Origin of the sequence: Streptomyces sp. TG1A-8, assembly GCF_030499535.1 — a bacterium.
In the GTDB taxonomy this organism is placed as follows: Bacteria; Actinomycetota; Actinomycetes; order Streptomycetales; family Streptomycetaceae; genus Streptomyces.
On sequence record NZ_JASTLB010000001.1, the window covers coordinates 6,582,082 to 6,598,347 of the forward strand.

The following is a 16,266-nucleotide window of genomic DNA, read 5'->3' on the forward strand; positions in this document are numbered from 1 at the left end:
GGCGTGATCCAGGTCAACGAGGCCGCGCGGTCCCTCCTGCCGGGCGCATCCAGCGGCGACCGGCTCCACGACGTCGTCCCGGCCTGGCTGTCCGACGCCCACCGGCACATCGCCCACGGACTGCGCAGCACCTCGGCCGGCCCGCTGGCCGGAGTCATCGACGAACGCGTCTTCGAAGCCCACCCCTCCCCGTCCACCGGCGGCGACGTGGTGTGGTGGCTGGTCGACGACACCGACCGGCGCCTCGCCGAGAAGGCGCTGCACAGCGCCCAGGAGCGGTCGAACGTCCTGGCCGAGGTCTCCAGCAGGCTCCTGTCGACCCTGAACGTGCCCCGCTGCACGGAGGTGGCCGCGTCCATGGCCGCGGAGCACCTGGCCGACACCGCGGTGCTCGTCGCTCCGCCGCACGGACGGCGCTACCCCCTGACCTACGCCCGGCGCGGCATGCCCGTCACCCAGGTGACGCGGGCCATCGACCCCGGCGGCGTGCCCGGTCTCGCCGAGGCACTGCAGGGGCTCCCCCCGGTCCCGGCACGCTGGATCAACCCCGACGACCTTCCCGACTGGCTGCTGCCGGAGGCGTCCGCGGGCCCGGTCGGCTCGGTCATCGTCGCCCCGCTACCCGGGCACGGCGTGCCGGCCGGCGCGCTGGTCCTGCTGCGCTCCAGCACCGAGCGGTCCTTCTCCGAGGGCGAGGAGGTGTTCGCCCGCCTGTTCGCCGCACGGGCGGGGTCCGCCCTGTCCGCGGCCCGCCTGTACACCGAACAGGCCGCCATCACCACCACGCTGATGCGCGAACTGCTCCCGCCCGTGCTGCGCGGCGTGCACGGCGTGGAGTACGCGGCGGGCTACCGCCCCGCCCTGGACCACGAACGGATCGGCGGCGACTTCTACGACCTCCACCCCGGTGCCGATCCCGCCCAGGAGACCTTCGTCGTGCTCGGCGACGTCGCGGGCAAGGGACTGGACGCCGCCGTGCTGACCGGCAAGATCCGCAACACGCTGCACGCGCTGCTGCCCCTGGCCGCCGACCACCAGCGGATCCTGGAACTGCTCAACGGCGCCCTGCTCAGCTCCCACCACACCCGCTTCGCCACGCTCGTGCTGGCCTCGGTGCGCCGGCGGGCCGGCCGGGTGCACCTGCGGCTGACCGGGGCCGGCCACCTGCCGCCGCTGATCGTCCGCCGCAGCGGCGACATCGAGACGGTCCCCGTGCAGGGCACCCTGGTCGGCGCCCTGCCGGCGGTGCCGGCGCGCACGGTCGAGACGACCCTCGCCCCCGGCGAGACATGCCTGCTCTACACCGACGGCATCACCGAGGCCCGCGGCGGCCCGCTGGGCGACGAGTTCTTCGGGGAGGCCCGCCTCGGGCGCGTGCTGGCCGAGTGCGTCGGCATGCCGGCGGAGGCGGTCGTGGAACGCGTCCAGATGCTCGCGGCGCAGTGGCTGGGACCGGGCTGTCACGACGACATGGCGGCCCTCGCCATCGGCGCCCCGAAGGCCGGCCGGCTCTCGATCGTCGACGGGCACGTCCGCCACGCGCAGTCCAGGAGGAGAAGGTGACCCGCTCCGTCACGGTTGCGACGCACCGCGAACGGCTGTGGGAGGCGGTGACCGCCGGCGACGAGTACGCCGCCGTCGATGCCGTCCGCGACGCGCTGGACGAGGGGATCGACGAGGAGAGCCTCCTGCTCGACGTGATCGCCCGGGTGCAGGAGAAGGCCGGACTGGAATGGGCGGCCGACCGCCTCACCGTCGCCCAGGAGCACGCCGCCACCGCCATCAACGAGCGGGTCGTCGCCGCGCTCGCGCACCGGGACCGGGAGGGCGAGGGCGGCGCCGGTCACCGCGGGCGGCTGACCGTCAGCTGCGTGGACGGGGAATGGCACGCCTTCCCCGCCCGGCTGGTCACCGAGGTGCTGCGCACGCGCGGTTGGCGGGTCGACTACCTCGGCGCCCAGACGCCCACACCGCACCTGATCGCCCACCTGCACCACACCGATCCGCAGGCCGTGCTGCTGTCGGGCTCCCTGCCCACCCACCTGCCGACGGCGCACACGGCCATCACCGCCTGCCGGGCCATCGGCGTCCCCGTGCTGGCCGGGGGCCGGGCCTTCGGCGCAGACGGCCGGTACGCACGGGCGCTGGGGGCCGACCGCTGGGCCGCCGACGCCCGCGGCGCGGCCGCCGTGCTCGAAGCCGGTCTCCCGCGGCCCGCACCGACGGCGGTGCGGCAGGTGATGGACGACCTGCCGCACCTGGCCGACCAGGAGTACACCCTGGTCGTCCACTCCCGCGGCCGGCTGGTGAAGCAGACCCTCGCGGACCTGGAGGAATCGTTTCCCGCCATCCGCGGCTACAGCGACGCCCAGCGGGAGCGGACCGCCGAGGACGTGGCCCACGTCATCGGCTTCCTCACCACCGCCCTCTACGTGGACGACGCCCAGGTCTTCACCGGCTTCCTCGGCTGGAGGGCCGGCATCCTCAAGGCGCGGAAGGTGCCGGCGCGCTCCCTGCTGGGCGCACTGGACTCCCTGGCCGGCCAGCTGCACGACTTCCCCCGCTCCCTGCACCTGATCCGGGACGGGACGGCCGTCCTGCGCGCCCGCTCCGCCCACCCCGCCCCCGACACCCACGGCGTATGACCGCACAGCCAATCAACGAATTCGCCCTGCGGCTCGTCGGCGAGCCGACCGCACTGACCGTGCACATCACCGGGGAGGTCGGCTACGACACCGGTGACGACCTGGTGCACGCGGTCGTCGACCACCTCGGGGGCCACCCGGGCCTGCACGAGGTGCGGCTCGACTTCCGCGACCTGACGTGGATCGACTCCTCGGGGCTCTCCGCCCTGCTGCTGGTCCACCGGCGCACCAGTGCCGCCGGAGCCGCCCTGCGCCTGGACCACCTCCCCGGCTTCCTGCAGCACCGGTTGCGTCTCACGGGCGTCCTCGACCACCTCACCGCGCCCGTGGCCCCCGCCCGCGGCGAGGACGAGGACGCCCGGCGGGCGGGCGCCACCTGACCGGGCCGCCCCGCGCCCCGGCCCGTCAGAAGGCGTACCGGACGCGCAGCCAGGGGGCGTGGGCCGCGACCAGCCCGCGCAGGACCTGCAAGGCGTCCGCCTTGACGCGGTTGCCGTAGCGGACGTTCAGCGCGCCGTTCTCCGACCGCTTGCGCTGCTGCAGGTCCGGCTGCCACAGCACGTCCTCGGCGCGGGGATGCCAGCCGAGGTTGACCTCGTGCAGGTCCTGGTTGTGGGTGAGCATGATCACCTCGGCCGCCGCCTGCCGCCTGACCCGCTCGGGCAGGACGTCGTCGAGGTGCCGCAGCAGTTCCGCCCAGGCGTCCCGCCAGCCCGGGCGCAGGACGACGGGGGAGAGGTTGAAGTGCACCTCGTACCCCGCGTCGAGGAAGTCGGCCGCGGCGGCGATCCGCTCGGTCACCGGCGAGGTGCGGATGTCCAGCAGCCGGGAGTCCTCGCCGGGCATGAGTGAGAAGCGGACACGGGTCCGGCCGCGCGGGTCGAGGGCCAGCAGGTCGGGGTTGACGAACTTGGTGGCGAAGGACGCCTTCGCGGTGGGCCACCGGCGGAACGCGTGCACCAGATCGGCGGTGTTGTCGCAGATCAGCGCGTCCACCGAGCAGTCGCCGTTCTCCCCGATGTCGTAGACCCAGGCCGAGTCGTCGCACTGGTTGGGTTCGCGCTTGGGACCTTGCCGGGTGATGTGCCGTCCCAGGTGGGCGATGATCGCCTCGATGTTCGTGAACACGGTGACGGGGTTGGCGTACCCCTTGCGGCGCGGGACGTAGCAGTAGGCGCACGCCATGGCGCACCCGTTGGACGGACCCGGGGCGATCCAGTCGGCGGACCGGCCGTTCGGCCGCGTGACCAGCGACTTCTTCTCGCCGAGGACGAGTGTCTCGCCCTTGACGCGCACCCACCGCTCCACGTTGCCCTCGTTGCCGTGCAGACCCGGGACGCGCCAGTGGGAGTCGACCTCCACGACGCGCGCGTCCGGGAACCGGGCGAGGACCTGCCGGCCGCGCGGCGAGGCCGCGGCGGCCGGCTCGGCGTAGACGGCCCGCACGGGCAGGAACCGGGCGGCGGCGGGGGAGTCGCGGAAGAGCGGGCCCGCACCGTGCGCCGGCCCGGGGCCCGGTGCCGCCGTGCCGAGCGCGTCGAGGCCGAACAGGGTGTCCGTGTCGCCGCCCGGGGCGGCTGAGGGATCCGGCATGGGTGCTCCGGTCGGGGTCTTGCGGGAGGTCCGGAAGGGGCCGGCGCCCGGTCGGGCGGGCGGGGCCGCCCTCCACTGTAGGCGCCCGCACGCCGTGGGCGCGTCCCGCGCGGACGGCGGCGCCCGCACGCCGCCGCCGGCGCGTGAGGCGGCCGACGCCTGACGTCACCGGCCCGCCGGCGCCGTGGACGTGCCCCGGACGCCTGCCCCGCCGTATCGCGGGCAGACGGGGACAAGAAGGACTCTCCGTGCCGGCTCCCCGGACGTCCGGGTGGACCGGCCCCAGCAGCGCGACGAGGAGGAACCAGTGAACGTGATGTCTCCGTGTGCCTCGGCCGTCTCGGCGACGGTGCGGGTGACCCGACCGCGGTCGACGGGGCGGACGACCGTCCGGTGCGCCTCATGACGCGCTCCCACGGCGTGCGGCGACGGCGCCGTCCCTCCCCCCTGCCGGCCCGGATCCTGCGGTGGACGCCATGGCTGTACGGGCCGTTCTTCGTGCTCACGGCCGTACTGCTGGTGTCCGCCCTCGCCACCGGGGCCCACCCCCGCACCGTGCTCGCCTACACCTTCCAGGCCATCCTGTGGGCCGCGCTCCTGACGCTGACCCGGACCGAACTGCAGCGTGACGGGCAGGGGCGACACCACCGCCCGTAGCCGTCCCGGCAGGGCGCGGCGCCCGCCCCGCCGTGAGCCCGTCGTCGCGCGTGCGTGCGAACCCGCCCGGCGGGCATACGAGCCCCACCCGACGGAAGGAGTCCGTTCCATGCTCGGCATCGTGGCGGCAGTGCTGTTCTTCATCGCGTTCCTGATCAACGCGGCCGACATCAGTACCAATGACGTCTTCTCGTCCGGCAACGTCATGCTCCTCGGCCTGACCGCGCTGGCCCTGCACGTGGCGGGGATCGGGTCCGCCTGGTCCCGCAGACGCTGACCGGCCGCACGGCGGGCGGCCGGTGACGGGATGTCACCGGTCGCCCTTTTCGCTGCCCGCGCCGGCCGGCGCGGGCGGCCGAGACCGGTGAAATTGCCGGTGCCCGTGCGGGCCCCCGCGCCGACAGTGACAGGGCCAGTCAGCCGGCGGCGCCCGTCGCGACGGCCCGGGGCACCTGTCCCGAGCCGTCATCCGCATGCCATCCGAACGGGGCGGCCCGCCACGACAGAGAGGACGACCCGTCGTGCAGCACCCGCAGCCCAGCACCGCCCCCAGCACCCCGTCCCCGGCCGCGCCCGCCACCGGCCGCCGGCGCACGGGCCGGCTCGCCGGCGCCGCCGCGGCCCTCGCCGCCGCCGTCGCGCTCACCACGCTCTCCGGTCCGGGCGCCCACGCGGCGGGCAACCCCTACGAGCGCGGCCCGGCGCCGACCAACGCGAGCATCGAGGCGCTCCGCGGCCCGTACGCCGTCTCCCAGACCACCGTCTCCCCGCTCTCCGTCACCGGCTTCGGCGGCGGGACCGTGTACTACCCGACCAGCACCGGCGACGGCACCTTCGGCGCCGTCGCCGTCTCGCCCGGCTACACCGGCACCCAGTCCTCCATCTCCTGGCTGGGCCCCCGCCTCGCCTCCCAGGGCTTCGTCGTGTTCACCATCGACACGCTCACCACGCTGGACCAGCCCGACTCCCGGGGGCGCCAGCTGCTCGCCGCGCTGGACTACCTCACCTCGGCCAGTTCGGTGCGCGGCCGGATCGACAGCAGCCGCCTCGGCGTCATGGGGCACTCCATGGGCGGCGGCGGCACCCTGGAGGCGGCCAAGTCCCGCCCGTCGCTCCAGGCGGCGATCCCGCTGACCCCGTGGAACCTGGACAAGACCTGGCCCGAGGTGCGCACGCCCACCCTGATCGTGGGCGCCGACGGCGACACGATCGCGCCCGTCGCGAGTCACGCCCAGCCCTTCTACACCACCCTGCCCTCGTCGCTGGACCGCGCCTACCTGGAGCTGAACAACGCCACCCACTTCACGCCGAACTCGTCGAACACGACGATCGCGAAGTACAGCATCTCCTGGCTGAAGCGGTTCATCGACGACGACACCCGCTACGAGCAGTTCCTGTGCCCGCTGCCGCAGCCGGGCCCGACGATCGAGGAGTACCGGGGCAACTGCCCGCACACCTCCTGACCGCACCGGGCCGCCGCGCCGGACAGTGGCGGCCGCGCCGCGCACGACGGCCGCCGGGGCCGTGCCGGCGCCCGGCCGGCGACCGCGGCCCCCCCGGGCGCCGGCACACCGCCACCTCCGCACGGGTGCGGCGAAAGCGCAGGTGGTGCGGTGACCCACCGGTCCGGGCGGCGCGGAAAACCGGCTTCCGCGCGCGTCCGGCCGTCCCTAACGTGGCGGGAATGACCGGACACACCCCCACCCGACCGGTTCCCCGGCTCCACGGCCGGGACGCCCACCTGCGCGCCGTCCAGGCCTTCCTGGACCGGCCGGCCACCGCCGACGGCGCCTCGCTCGTCATCAGCGGCGAACCCGGCCTCGGCCGTACGGCCCTGCTCGACCACGCGGCCCGGTCCTTCACCGCCGGGCCCGTGCTGCACCTGCGCACCGATCCGGCGCACACCCGGCTGCCCCACGGCGGCGTCCGCGCGCTGGTGCGCGCGGCCGGCGCGCCGGACGACCGGCCGCCCGACGGCACCCGGACCGCCGCGGCCGGCCCGGGGTGCCTGCCGGACCTCTTCCGCGGGGTCTGCGGCGGCCTGCCCCTGCTGGTGTGCGTGGACGACGCGCACCTGTGGGACCCGCCGTCCCGGGCCGCACTGCGCCGCGCGGTGCACGACCCGCACCCCGGCGTGCGGGTGGGGCTGCTCCTCTCGGTCGCCGCCGACCGCGCCCTCGCCCCCGACTTCGCCGGACTGCCGGTGACGAGCCTGGACCCGCTGGGCCCTGGGGACCTGGCCGCCCTGCTCGACGACAGCACCGGTCCGGGCACCGAACCGGCCGTGCGGGAGCGGCTGGTGGAGGCGGCGGCCGGCAACCCCGCCCTGCTGCTGGCCCTGGTCCGCCGGCTGACGCCCGCGCAGTTGCGCGGGGAGCGCGAGCTGCCCCGGCCGCTACCCGGCCCCGGGCCGCTGTCCGACGTGGCGGGCGCGGTGCTGGCCGGGCTGCCGCCGTACGCGGCGGACCTGGTGCTGGCCGTCTCCGCCGCGCTGCGCGCCTCGGACGACACGGCCGTGGACACCGGCCCGGTGCTGCGGGCGGCGGCGCGGCTGCACCCGTCCGCGCCCGCACCGGGCCGCCGGTCCGCACCGGCGCCACTCGCGCCGGTCGACGGCCGGTTCGCCTTCCACAGCGCCCTGGTCCGGGAAACGGCCTACGCCACGGCCGCGCCCGAACGACGGCGCGCGGTCCACCGGGCACTCGCCGAGGAGCTGGCGCCGGCGGACGGCACCGCGCCCGGGCTGACCGCCCTGCTGCACCGGTCGTGGGCCACCGCCGGTCCCGCGCCGCGTGGGCTGCCGGCCGAACTGGCCGCGACCGCGGCCGACCCGGCCGTCCCGGCGTCGTACCGGCTGCGCTCCGTGGCACTGGACCGGGCCGCCGAACTCACCGTCCACCCGGCGGCGGCGGCCGAGCGCCGCACGGCCGCCGCCGCACACGCGCTGACGGCCGGTCAGGCGCGGCGGGCGCTGCGGCTCGTGGAGACGGTCCTCGACCGCGCCCCGACCCCCGCCGTGCGCGGCCGCGCCGAACTGGTGCGCGGCACGGCACTGCTGCGCGACGGCTCCGCCGACGACGCGCACGCCTCCCTGCTGTGCGCCGCCTCGCTCCTGCGGCCGCACGCCCCTGCGGAGGCCGCGGCCGCCGCCCTGTCCGCGGCGGACGCCGCCTGGGCGGCGGGCGACCTGCCCGCGTGCCTGGCGGCGCTCGCCGACGGCGCCCCCCGCCCCGGGGCCGGCCCGGGACCGGCGCCCCGGACGGCGGGCGAGGGCGCCGGTCCCAAGCCACTGGACGACTACCGGCGCGGCATGAGCGCCGTGCTGGAGGCACGCTTCGACGACGCGGCCGAACCCCTGCGGCGCCTCGTGGAGCGGGCCCGGCCCGGCGGGCGGCCCGAGGAACTGGTGCGTTCGACGGCGGCCGCGCTGCTGCTCGGCGACGTCGCCGCCGCCCGCCGGGCCGGTGCCCGGGCACTGGCCGGGGCCAGGACCCTCGGATCCGCGGCGCTCGTCCCGCCGGCCCTGGAGTACCTGGCCTACGCCGAGCTGCGCGCGGGACGGCACGCGCAGGCCCGCGCGCACGCGGAGGAGGGACTGCGGGCGGCGCGGCGCGCCGGACAGCGGAACACCGCCGCCCACCACCACGCCGCCCTGGCCCTGGCCGCGTCGATCGAGGGGGAGCCGGCCGTGGTCGCCGCACACGTCCGGGCCGCGCTGGAGACGGCCCTGCGGCACGGCCTCGTCCAGGCGGCGACCCTCGCCCACTGGGCGGCGGCCCGCGCCGACCTGGGCCGGGGCCGCCCGGTGGAGGCCGCCGACCGGCTCGGCCCGCTGGTCCGCCCCGGTCCGCGGCGCGGGCACTTCGCGGTGTGGATGCTGGCCGTGCCGTGCTTCACGGAGGCCGCGGTGCTGGCCGGGCGTCCGGCGCAGGCCGCGGACGGCGTGCTGGACTTCGCGCGCTGGGCGGCCTGCGGAGCCGACCCGCACGCACCCGCCCAACTGGCCCGCTGCCGCGCCCTGCTGGCCGGTGACGACCGGGCCGACACGCTCTACCGGCGGGCGCTGGCCCTGCACGAGGAGGCGGGCGGCGACTTCGAACGGGCCCGCACCCAGCTGCTGTACGGCAAGTGGCTGCGCCGCCGGCGCCGGCTGCGGGCGGCCCGCGACCAGCTCGGGGCCGCGCTGGTGGGGTTCGAGGGCTGCGGCGCGCGGGTGTGGGCCGAACAGGCGCACGGGGAACTGCGGGCGCACGGCACGGCCCCGGGCGGCCGGCGCACGGGAGCGCTGTCCCGGCTCACCCCCCAGCAGTTGCGCATCGCGCGGTGCGTCGCCGACGGCGCCACCAACCGCGAGGTGGCCCTGGTCCTGTCCGTGAGCACCCGCACCGTCGACTACCACCTGCGGAACGTCTTCGCCGCGCTCGGCGTCCGCTCCCGCGTCGAACTGGCCCGCATGGTCGAGCAGGCCGAAAGGGGCGCCGCACACCCCTAGGCGTCGACCGGACGGTACGCCGTCCTTCCGGGCAGGAGGAGTCGGGCGGCCCCGCCCCGCGGCCCCGTCGCGCGCACGGGAGCGGTCACCGGGCGCCGCCGGGGGCCGACCTGGGGGAGCACTGCGACGCACCGGGCCGTACGGCCGCGGACGGCCCGCCCGGGACCGGCGGTCCCGCGGCCGCGCGCCCGTGCCCGGCGCAGGAACCGCTTCGGCTCGGGCACGGGGCGTCGGGGCCCGCTGGAGGAGCGCGCCGTGCCGGACGGCCGGGTCGCGGGGGCGGCATGGAGCAGGCCGCCGTCGCGCGCGGCCCGCAGCGCGTACAGCAGGCCGCCGGCCGCGCCCGCGGGGCGGCCGGCGGGCGGACGTTCCAGGAAGTCCGGTCAACCATGTTGACCGGGTGAGGAGCGGACCGCACATTACTTATCGGTAGAACCAAGCGGTGATCCGCGTCCGATCCCCCACGGTCATCGGCGCGCCCTTCTCGCGCGCGCTCCGACGGCCGGCACCTCCCCTGCCCGAGCCGCCGTTCCCGCCGCGGCACGTGTGCGGGCACCCCCGTGCCCGCACACGCCGTGGTCCCCACCCGAGGAGAGAGAGCCCATGCCCCTGCCCGTCCCGCGTCGTGTCATGACTGCGACATTCGCTGCCGCCGGTGCGCTGGCCCTCGGACTCACCGGTGTCCCCGCCCACGCCGGCACGTCCCTGGACTACGCCGCGCTGGGCGACAGTTACAGCGCCGCCTCCGGGGTCCTGCCCGTGGACGTCACCAATCTGCTGTGCCTGCGCTCCACGGCCAACTACCCGCACGTCATCGCCTCCCGCACCGGCGCCCGCCTCACGGACGTCACCTGCGGCGCCGCCCAGACCAAGGACTTCACCGGGTCCCAGTACCCCGGGGTCGCCCCGCAGGTGAACGCGGTCACCGCGGACACCGACCTGGTGACGCTGACGATCGGCGGCAACGACAACGGCACCTTCATCAACGCCGTGACGTCCTGCGGCGCCGCGGGCGTCCTCAGCGGCGGCCAGGGCAGCCCCTGCAAGGACACCTACGGCACCTCGTTCGACGACGCCGTCGACGCGAACACCTACCCCGCCCTCAAGAACGCCCTGCGCAGCGTGCGCGACAAGGCGTCCCACGCCCGCGTGGCCGTCCTCGGCTACCCGTGGATCACGCCCGCGAAGGCCGACCCGTCCTGCTTCGCCCGGCTGCCGATCGCCTCCGGCGACGTGCCGTACGTGCACGCCCTGCAGGCCCACCTCAACGCGGTCGTGAAGCGGGCCGCCGACGAGACCGGGGCGACCTACGTCGACTTCGCCCAGGCGTCCGAGGGCCACGACGCCTGCGAGGACGCCGGCACCCGGTGGATCGAGCCGCTCCTGTTCGGGCAGAACGTCGTCCCCGTCCACCCCAACGCCCTCGGCGAGCAGCGCATGGCCGAGCGCACCATGGGGGTCCTCGGCCTCGGCTGACCCGCCGCGCGCCACGGGCCCCGTCCGCCCCGGCCGCCACCGGGGTGGACGGGGCCCGTGGCGCGGTCAGTCCTGCCCGCCGAAGAGGTCCCGGCTCTCGCACACGCGCGCCCCCATGTTGCGCTCCATCATGCACAGCGCCGCGTCCGCGAGGTCCGGGTGGATGTGGGCCACGGCGTCGCGGGGCACGACGACCCCGAAGTGGCGGATGTGGGCGTCCAGGGACGAGTAGAGCACGCACTGCTCGGTCACCTGGCCGCACAGGACGAGCTGCTCCACGCCCTGCTGGCGGAGCAGGTACTCCAGCGGTGTCTCGTAGAAGACCGAGTGGCGGGCCTTGAGGACGAACAGGGAGGCCTCGTCCGGCTTGAGCGGTTCGACGAGGCCCGCGTGGGGGCCCGCCAGCGCGTGGCCGAGCAGCTCGCCGTGGTGCGAGCGCCACTCGCCGAAGTTGTCGTTGACGTAGATGACGGGGACGCCGTCGCGCCGGGCGCGCCGCAGCAGTCCGGCCACGACCGGCACCACCGCCTTCGCCGACGGGAGCAGCAGCTCGGCGTCCTCGTGGTCGTACGTGTTGATCATGTCGATGACGATCAGCGCGGTCTTGCTCATGGTCCCAGGTTTCCACGGGCCGCCGGGATCCGCGGTCCGCGGCCCCCGACCGTTCAGCCCGCCTCGTTGTCGACCCGCAGCCGCACCTGCTCCTCCAGCCGCCGCAGACTGTCCTCCAGCGCGTCGCACGCCGCCCGCTCGCCGGGGTCGCGGCCGTCGTCGAAGAAGGACAGGTGCACGGTCACCTCGCTGGCGCCGCTGTCGATGCCCGAGACCTGGAGCCAGCCGGTGTAGCCGCCCCGCTCGCGGGTGCCCCATTCGATGCGCATCTGGTCGCGGTCCGAGCGCAGCAGCGCGGAGGTGTCCTGGTCCTTGCGGTCCTCGTGCACGGTGACGGAGGGCGACTCCTGCGCGTGGACGTGCAGCCCGCCGGGCAGCCAGGCGTCGAGCTGGGCGACGTTGGCAGCCTGGTCGAAGACGTGCTCCGGCTGTGCGGGCACCGTGCGGGAACGTTCGTACTCGGCCATTGCGGCACCGTCCTCCGGTCGGGATGGGTACGGGGGACGCGTGCCCCTTTCGACCCGGGCGAAAAGCGGACGGGAGCGCGGTCCGCCCCCGCCGTGCGGCCGGTGCGCGGCGCGGTGACCGCCCGTGTTTGCGGGCGCGGTCAGGGGCAAGCCGGAGCCCATGAGCGAATCGGACAAGGGAACGGGCAGGCAGGCCCGGGAAGAGAAGCAGGTGGCCGTCTCCGCGGCCCGGCGCACCGCCGACAAGGCGACGGCTCCGGCGTCCGGGGCGGCGGAGAAGGCCCGGAACAAGGCCGCTGAGGGAACGTCAGCCGTCGCGGCGGGTGCCCGTCGCGCGGCCGACGGCGCGAGCGGGGCGATGGGCTCGGTGACCACGGGCGTCGAAGCGGGACGGCAGGCGGCCGTCGCCGCGTCGGGGCGGGCCGCGGCCCTGGTGAAGACCACGTGGACCGCTCTCGCCCACCGCAAGCTCGTGGCCGCGGGCGTGGGCGCCGGCATGACCGCGCTCGGCATGGCCTCCTACACGGCGGGCCGCCGCTCCGGACGCCGTGCCCAGGGGCCGGTCACCCGGCTGACCGGCGGCCGCATCTGACCGCGCGCCGCAGCCGACCCCGAGACGGACGCCGCACTACGCTTCAGGGCCGCTCCCGTACGGGCGAGCCCCCCTCAGGAGGAGTCGAGGATGACCGACGACGCCTATCTGTTCCTCGTGGACGATCCCGCCGTGCCGCTGGGTGTGCCACCGGCCTCGGTCGGTGAGCTGTCGTTCGCGGAGACCTCCGCGGTCCGCGCGTGGCTGGACGCCCACGACGTGACGATGACCTCCCCGCGGCTCAGGCTGATGCCGCCGGAGGAGACCGGCGGCATCCCCGGGGACGTGGAGCGGCTGCCGGTTCCGCTGAGCGATGAGGAACTGAGCCGGCTGCGTCACCGGTCGGCCCCCCGGAGCCTCGCGGCGGTCGAGAACGAACTGCTCGCCTACCACCACTGCACGGACGGCCGCGACGAACTCCTCGCGCGGGCGCTGGCCGCCGGCCTGGCGCCGCACCGCGTCGCCGAACTGACCGGGGAGGACCCCTCCGTGGTGAACGCCGCTGCCGCGGGCCGTCGGTGACCGGCGGCGCCGACCCGCGGCGAAACGGCTGGTGTGGGTCCCGCGCGGCGGGGGACTACTACGAGTAGGCCGGGCCGGCGGCGTACCCCTTGGGGGCCGGCCCGGCTCAGGCCCCTCCGGTACAGACCAGGTGCCGGAGGGGCCGCCGCCCCTCCGGCCGGCCAGCCCGCCACCACGGCCGGGCCGGCCGGAAGCCGCAGCCGTCACGAAAACCGGCGTCCCCTGGACGCCGTCGCCACCCGACGTCATCCTCAGTACCGCCCGGCACCGCACCCGCGCGTGCCGGGCGGTACTGTGATTCGAACCGGTGATCGACGCGGATGGTGGAGGATGGACTGGCGTGAGTACGCCGAGGCGATGGCCGTGCTCGCCCGGAGGCTGCTGGAACAGGACTCGGTGCAGGCGACGCTGGACGAGATCGCCGCGGCGGCCGTCCGGCTGGTCGACGGCTGCGACGCGGCGGGGATCCTCGCGGTCCGCAAGGGCCGCGCCGTCACCCTGGCCGCCACCGGGGACCTGGTGCGCGAGTGCGACCGGCGCCAGGCCGAGCTGTGCGAGGGGCCCTGCTTCGACCTGGCCCGCCGCGGCAACGGTGACCGCGTCTACCGCATCCCCGACATGACCGACCCCCGGCCGGAGTGGAAGAGGTTCGCCCCGGCGGCCCGCGAGCTGGGCGTCGGCAGCATGACCGGGCTGCTGCTCTACACCGACGAGGAGGACTTCGGGGCGCTCAACCTGTACGCGAGCCGCCCCGGAGCCTTCGGCGAGGAGATCGAGACGGCGGGCTGGCTGCTGGCCTCGCACGCCGCGGTCGCCCTGGCCAGCGCGCGCACCATCGACCAGTTGGAGCACGGACTGGAGAGCCGCCACGCCATCGGCGAGGCCATGGGCATCCTCATGGAGCGCCACCGGATGAGCGAGGAGGACGCCTTCGGGGTGCTGCGCCGCATCTCCCAGCACCACAACGTCAAACTGCGCGACGTCGCCCAGAAGGTACGGGCCGAGCGCGTCGGGCCCGCCTGACCGCGGCGCCGGGCTCCGCGCGCGGAGCCCGGCGCCGCACCGCCCCCATGGGCGGCGCGGCCCTCCCCTGGCCGAACACGTGTTGTGAACCTGCGCCCGAAGAACCGTTATCCGGGGCCCGCCCCGCGATCTCCCCTGCAGCGGACAGCATCGTTCGGCGCCGAGCACGGGGAAGTTTCGATGAGTGCACAGCACGGGCAGGATCCGACGGCCCTGGTGCGCGCCGCCCGGGCGGGCGACGCGCAGGCGCAGGAGGGTCTGGTCGGCGCCTACCTCCCGCTGGTCGACAACATCGTGGGGCGGGCGCTGAACGGCTCGGTCGACGTCGACGACGTGGTGCAGGAGACCATGCTGCGCGCCCTGGACGCGCTGGGCGACCTGCGCGCTCCCGAGCGGTTCCGCTCCTGGCTCGTGGCGATCGCCATGAACCAGGTCCGGGCGCACTGGCAGGACCGGCGGGCCGCCCCGGGCACGGTGGCGCAGGCGGTCGCCCTGGTGAACGAGGAGCGGGCGAAGGCCGGCTGCGGTCCGCTCACGCAGGACACGCGCCTGGAGAGGGCCGCCCAGGCCCACTCCGACGACATGGCCGCCCGCGGTTTCTTCGAGCACCAACCCGGACGGCGCCGACCCGGGACAGCGCATCACAGCCGCGGGCTACCGCTGGTCCACCTACGGGGAGAACATCGCCCGGGGCCAGCAGACCCCGCAGGCGGTGATGGACTCCTGGATGAACAGCCCCGGGCACCGCGCCAACATCCTCAACTGCTCGTTCAAGGACATCGGCGTCGGCGTCCACCCCGGGGCGGGCGGCCCGTGGTGGACGCAGGACTTCGGCGCACGGATGTGAGACCGGCGGCGGCCGCCGCCACGAGGCGGTCGCCGTCCCCCCGCCGCCGACCACCGCTCCGGGGCGGGCGGTTCCGCCGCCCCGGCGGCCACGGGGCGGTCACCGGTGACACGGACGGGTCCGCCGCCGGGCGCGCCCACGGCACGGCGCCCGGCGCGGGACGTACGCCTGACGCCGTGCCGGGCGAACCGCTCAGGTGGGCCGGTGACCGCCGCCGGGGGCCTCGGGCAGCGCGAGGTGGGCGAGGTCATCCGGCGGGGGAGTGGTCACCGGCCACAGCGGAGCGGCGCTGCCGTCGGCGACCGCGGCCGGCGCGTCGGTGAGGTTCATGCGCTCGCGCAGCCGGCCGTAGAAATCCGTGGGACCGAGCCGGACCGCCCTGAGCGCGCGGGGGGCGGCGTACACGCCGATCCAGTCCCCGGGGCCCAGCACGCCGCGCAACTGGCCGTCGATGCTGACGGCGGCCTGACCCGAACGCTCCAGCACCCGCAGGGCGATCGGCTCGTCGGGGGCGGCCACGACCGACCGGTTGAACGCCATGTGCGGCGCGACCGGCGTGAACACCAGGCCCTGCGCGCGGGGCGAGACGACCGGGCCCCCGGCGGCGAAGCTGTACGCCGTCGAGCCGGTGGGCGTCGCCACCAGCAGCGCGTCGGCGGAGTAGGACGCGAGGAGCCGGCCGGCCAGGTAGACGCCGACGGACACCTGCCGGTCCCTGGCCAGTTTCTCCACGACGACGTCGTTCAGCGCGATCACGTCCAGGGCGACGCCCCACTCGTCACCGACCTCGCACTCCGCGCGGACCCGGGGCGGCGGCAGCAGCGGTCCGCGGCCGTACCGCAGCAGGGACTCCACGTCCGCGGGCACCTCCAGCCGGCAGGACGCCGCAGGGTGAGCAGCATCCGCCGCTCGACGGTGATCCGCTCCTCGCGCACGGCCTCCAGCGCCGCCCGCACCGCCGGCGCGGGCACTTCCGTCAGGAAGCCCACCTGCCCCAGGTCGACGCCCAGGACGAGGGCGTCGTTCTCGGCCGCCAGCCGCGCGCCGCGCAGGAAGGTGCCGTCACCGCCCAGGGTGACGACGAGGTCCGGGTCGCCCGCGGCGTCGACCTCCTCCCGGGCGCTGCGCCGCCCGCCCTCCCCCCACACGTCGATGTCGGCGCACCCTACGGCGTTCTCGGCGCACCACCCGCGTACGGTCCCGGCGGCGGCCACGGCCTCCGCCCGCCCGCCGTGCACGACCAGGCCGATACGGTCCACCGTCACATCCGCCTCCGATCCGGCTCGCCCGGACCGCCATCCTCACCTCCGTCCGGTCCCGCCCCCGCGCGCCACGCCGCG

14 protein-coding genes and 2 pseudogenes are annotated in these 16,266 nt (G+C 76.1%); 12 read left to right on the forward strand and 4 right to left on the reverse strand.

The features are described 5' to 3' along the window. Nucleotides 1-3 precede the first annotated feature (3 nt). The 3 genes from QQY24_RS29180 to QQY24_RS29190 are packed head-to-tail and all read left to right on the forward strand — an operon-like array spanning nt 4 to nt 3,025. Nucleotides 4-1,563 (forward strand): PP2C family protein-serine/threonine phosphatase, encoded by a 1,560-nt coding sequence (locus tag QQY24_RS29180; RefSeq protein ID WP_301975700.1) that lies wholly within the window; start codon nt 4-6, stop codon nt 1,561-1,563. Beyond that, nucleotides 1,560-2,645, forward strand: a complete 1,086-nt coding sequence (locus QQY24_RS29185; RefSeq protein WP_301975701.1) for a B12-binding domain-containing protein — start codon at nt 1,560-1,562, stop codon at nt 2,643-2,645. The genes QQY24_RS29180 and QQY24_RS29185 overlap by 4 nt, the downstream gene beginning before the upstream one ends. After that, nucleotides 2,642-3,025, forward strand: coding sequence for an STAS domain-containing protein (locus QQY24_RS29190; protein ID WP_301975702.1), 384 nt, complete (start codon nt 2,642-2,644; stop codon nt 3,023-3,025). Before QQY24_RS29185 ends, QQY24_RS29190 begins: the two co-directional genes overlap by 4 nt. A gap of 25 nt (nt 3,026-3,050) precedes the next feature. Here the strand turns inward: QQY24_RS29190 and QQY24_RS29195 are convergent, their stop codons facing one another. After that, a complete protein-coding gene (locus tag QQY24_RS29195) occupies nt 3,051-4,238 on the reverse strand; it encodes a spore photoproduct lyase family protein (RefSeq protein ID WP_301975703.1) in 1,188 nt (395 codons plus the stop codon). 402 nt (nt 4,239-4,640) lie between these two features. Between QQY24_RS29195 and QQY24_RS29200 the strand changes: the two genes are divergently transcribed. The 5 genes from QQY24_RS29200 (at nt 4,641) to QQY24_RS29220 (ending at nt 10,863) form a co-directional block, all read left to right on the forward strand. Next, the gene (locus QQY24_RS29200; protein WP_301975704.1) at nt 4,641-4,895 is read left to right on the forward strand and encodes a hypothetical protein; all 255 of its coding nucleotides are present in this window, start codon (nt 4,641-4,643) and stop codon (nt 4,893-4,895) included. 109 nt (nt 4,896-5,004) lie between these two features. Beyond that, nucleotides 5,005-5,172 carry a hypothetical protein gene (locus QQY24_RS29205; protein ID WP_301975705.1) on the forward strand — a complete coding sequence of 56 codons (168 nt, stop codon included), beginning with the start codon at nt 5,005-5,007 and terminating at the stop codon, nt 5,170-5,172. A 244-nt stretch (nt 5,173-5,416) separates the two neighbouring features. Further along, nucleotides 5,417-6,358: a dienelactone hydrolase family protein gene (locus QQY24_RS29210; protein ID WP_301975706.1), complete on the forward strand. Its 942-nt coding sequence runs from the start codon at nt 5,417-5,419 to the stop codon at nt 6,356-6,358. A gap of 221 nt (nt 6,359-6,579) precedes the next feature. Next, nucleotides 6,580-9,387: a LuxR family transcriptional regulator gene (locus QQY24_RS29215; protein ID WP_301975707.1), complete on the forward strand. Its 2,808-nt coding sequence runs from the start codon at nt 6,580-6,582 to the stop codon at nt 9,385-9,387. Between the two features lie 603 nt (nt 9,388-9,990). After that, nucleotides 9,991-10,863: an SGNH/GDSL hydrolase family protein gene (locus QQY24_RS29220; RefSeq protein ID WP_301975708.1), complete on the forward strand. Its 873-nt coding sequence runs from the start codon at nt 9,991-9,993 to the stop codon at nt 10,861-10,863. Between the two features lie 66 nt (nt 10,864-10,929). On the opposite strand, the gene QQY24_RS29225 is transcribed toward QQY24_RS29220, so the two are convergent. Then, nucleotides 10,930-11,475 carry a cysteine hydrolase family protein gene (locus QQY24_RS29225; protein WP_301975709.1) on the reverse strand — a complete coding sequence of 182 codons (546 nt, stop codon included), beginning with the start codon at nt 11,473-11,475 and terminating at the stop codon, nt 10,930-10,932. A 53-nt stretch (nt 11,476-11,528) separates the two neighbouring features. Then, nucleotides 11,529-11,942: an SRPBCC family protein gene (locus QQY24_RS29230; protein WP_301975710.1), complete on the reverse strand. Its 414-nt coding sequence runs from the start codon at nt 11,940-11,942 to the stop codon at nt 11,529-11,531. A 160-nt stretch (nt 11,943-12,102) separates the two neighbouring features. Between QQY24_RS29230 and QQY24_RS29235 the strand changes: the two genes are divergently transcribed. The 4 genes and pseudogenes from QQY24_RS29235 to QQY24_RS29250 all read left to right on the forward strand — a co-directional run bounded on the left by QQY24_RS29235 (nt 12,103) and on the right by QQY24_RS29250 (nt 14,926). Continuing rightward, nucleotides 12,103-12,534, forward strand: a complete 432-nt coding sequence (locus tag QQY24_RS29235) for a hypothetical protein (RefSeq protein ID WP_301975711.1) — start codon at nt 12,103-12,105, stop codon at nt 12,532-12,534. 90 nt (nt 12,535-12,624) lie between these two features. After that, nucleotides 12,625-13,056 (forward strand): DUF6003 family protein, encoded by a 432-nt coding sequence (locus QQY24_RS29240; RefSeq protein ID WP_301975712.1) that lies wholly within the window; start codon nt 12,625-12,627, stop codon nt 13,054-13,056. Nucleotides 13,057-13,386: 330 nt separating this feature from the next. Beyond that, complete coding sequence (locus tag QQY24_RS29245) at nt 13,387-14,079, forward strand: GAF and ANTAR domain-containing protein (protein WP_301975713.1); 693 nt, start codon at nt 13,387-13,389, stop codon at nt 14,077-14,079. A gap of 180 nt (nt 14,080-14,259) precedes the next feature. After that, a pseudogene (locus tag QQY24_RS29250) lies at nt 14,260-14,926 on the forward strand (sigma-70 family RNA polymerase sigma factor). Between the two features lie 192 nt (nt 14,927-15,118). Here QQY24_RS29250 and QQY24_RS29255 read toward each other — a convergent pair. Next, nucleotides 15,119-16,191 (reverse strand): annotated as a pseudogene (locus tag QQY24_RS29255) (NAD(+)/NADH kinase). Between the last annotated feature and the right edge of the window lie 75 nt (nt 16,192-16,266).

Excerpts from the sequence above, each read along its gene's own strand:
- QQY24_RS29190 (WP_301975702.1), top strand. The coding sequence starts at position 2,642 with ATGACCGCACAGCCAATCAACGAATTCGCCCTGCGGCTCGTCGGCGAG.
- QQY24_RS29215 (WP_301975707.1), top strand. The coding sequence starts at position 6,580 with ATGACCGGACACACCCCCACCCGACCGGTTCCCCGGCTCCACGGCCGG.
- QQY24_RS29230 (WP_301975710.1), bottom strand. The coding sequence starts at position 11,942 with ATGGCCGAGTACGAACGTTCCCGCACGGTGCCCGCACAGCCGGAGCAC.
- QQY24_RS29195 (WP_301975703.1), bottom strand. The coding sequence starts at position 4,238 with ATGCCGGATCCCTCAGCCGCCCCGGGCGGCGACACGGACACCCTGTTC.
- QQY24_RS29200 (WP_301975704.1), top strand. The coding sequence starts at position 4,641 with ATGACGCGCTCCCACGGCGTGCGGCGACGGCGCCGTCCCTCCCCCCTG.
- QQY24_RS29240 (WP_301975712.1), top strand. The coding sequence starts at position 12,625 with ATGACCGACGACGCCTATCTGTTCCTCGTGGACGATCCCGCCGTGCCG.
- QQY24_RS29220 (WP_301975708.1), top strand. The coding sequence starts at position 9,991 with ATGCCCCTGCCCGTCCCGCGTCGTGTCATGACTGCGACATTCGCTGCC.
- QQY24_RS29225 (WP_301975709.1), bottom strand. The coding sequence starts at position 11,475 with ATGAGCAAGACCGCGCTGATCGTCATCGACATGATCAACACGTACGAC.
- QQY24_RS29235 (WP_301975711.1), top strand. The coding sequence starts at position 12,103 with ATGAGCGAATCGGACAAGGGAACGGGCAGGCAGGCCCGGGAAGAGAAG.
- QQY24_RS29205 (WP_301975705.1), top strand. The coding sequence starts at position 5,005 with ATGCTCGGCATCGTGGCGGCAGTGCTGTTCTTCATCGCGTTCCTGATC.
- QQY24_RS29245 (WP_301975713.1), top strand. The coding sequence starts at position 13,387 with ATGGACTGGCGTGAGTACGCCGAGGCGATGGCCGTGCTCGCCCGGAGG.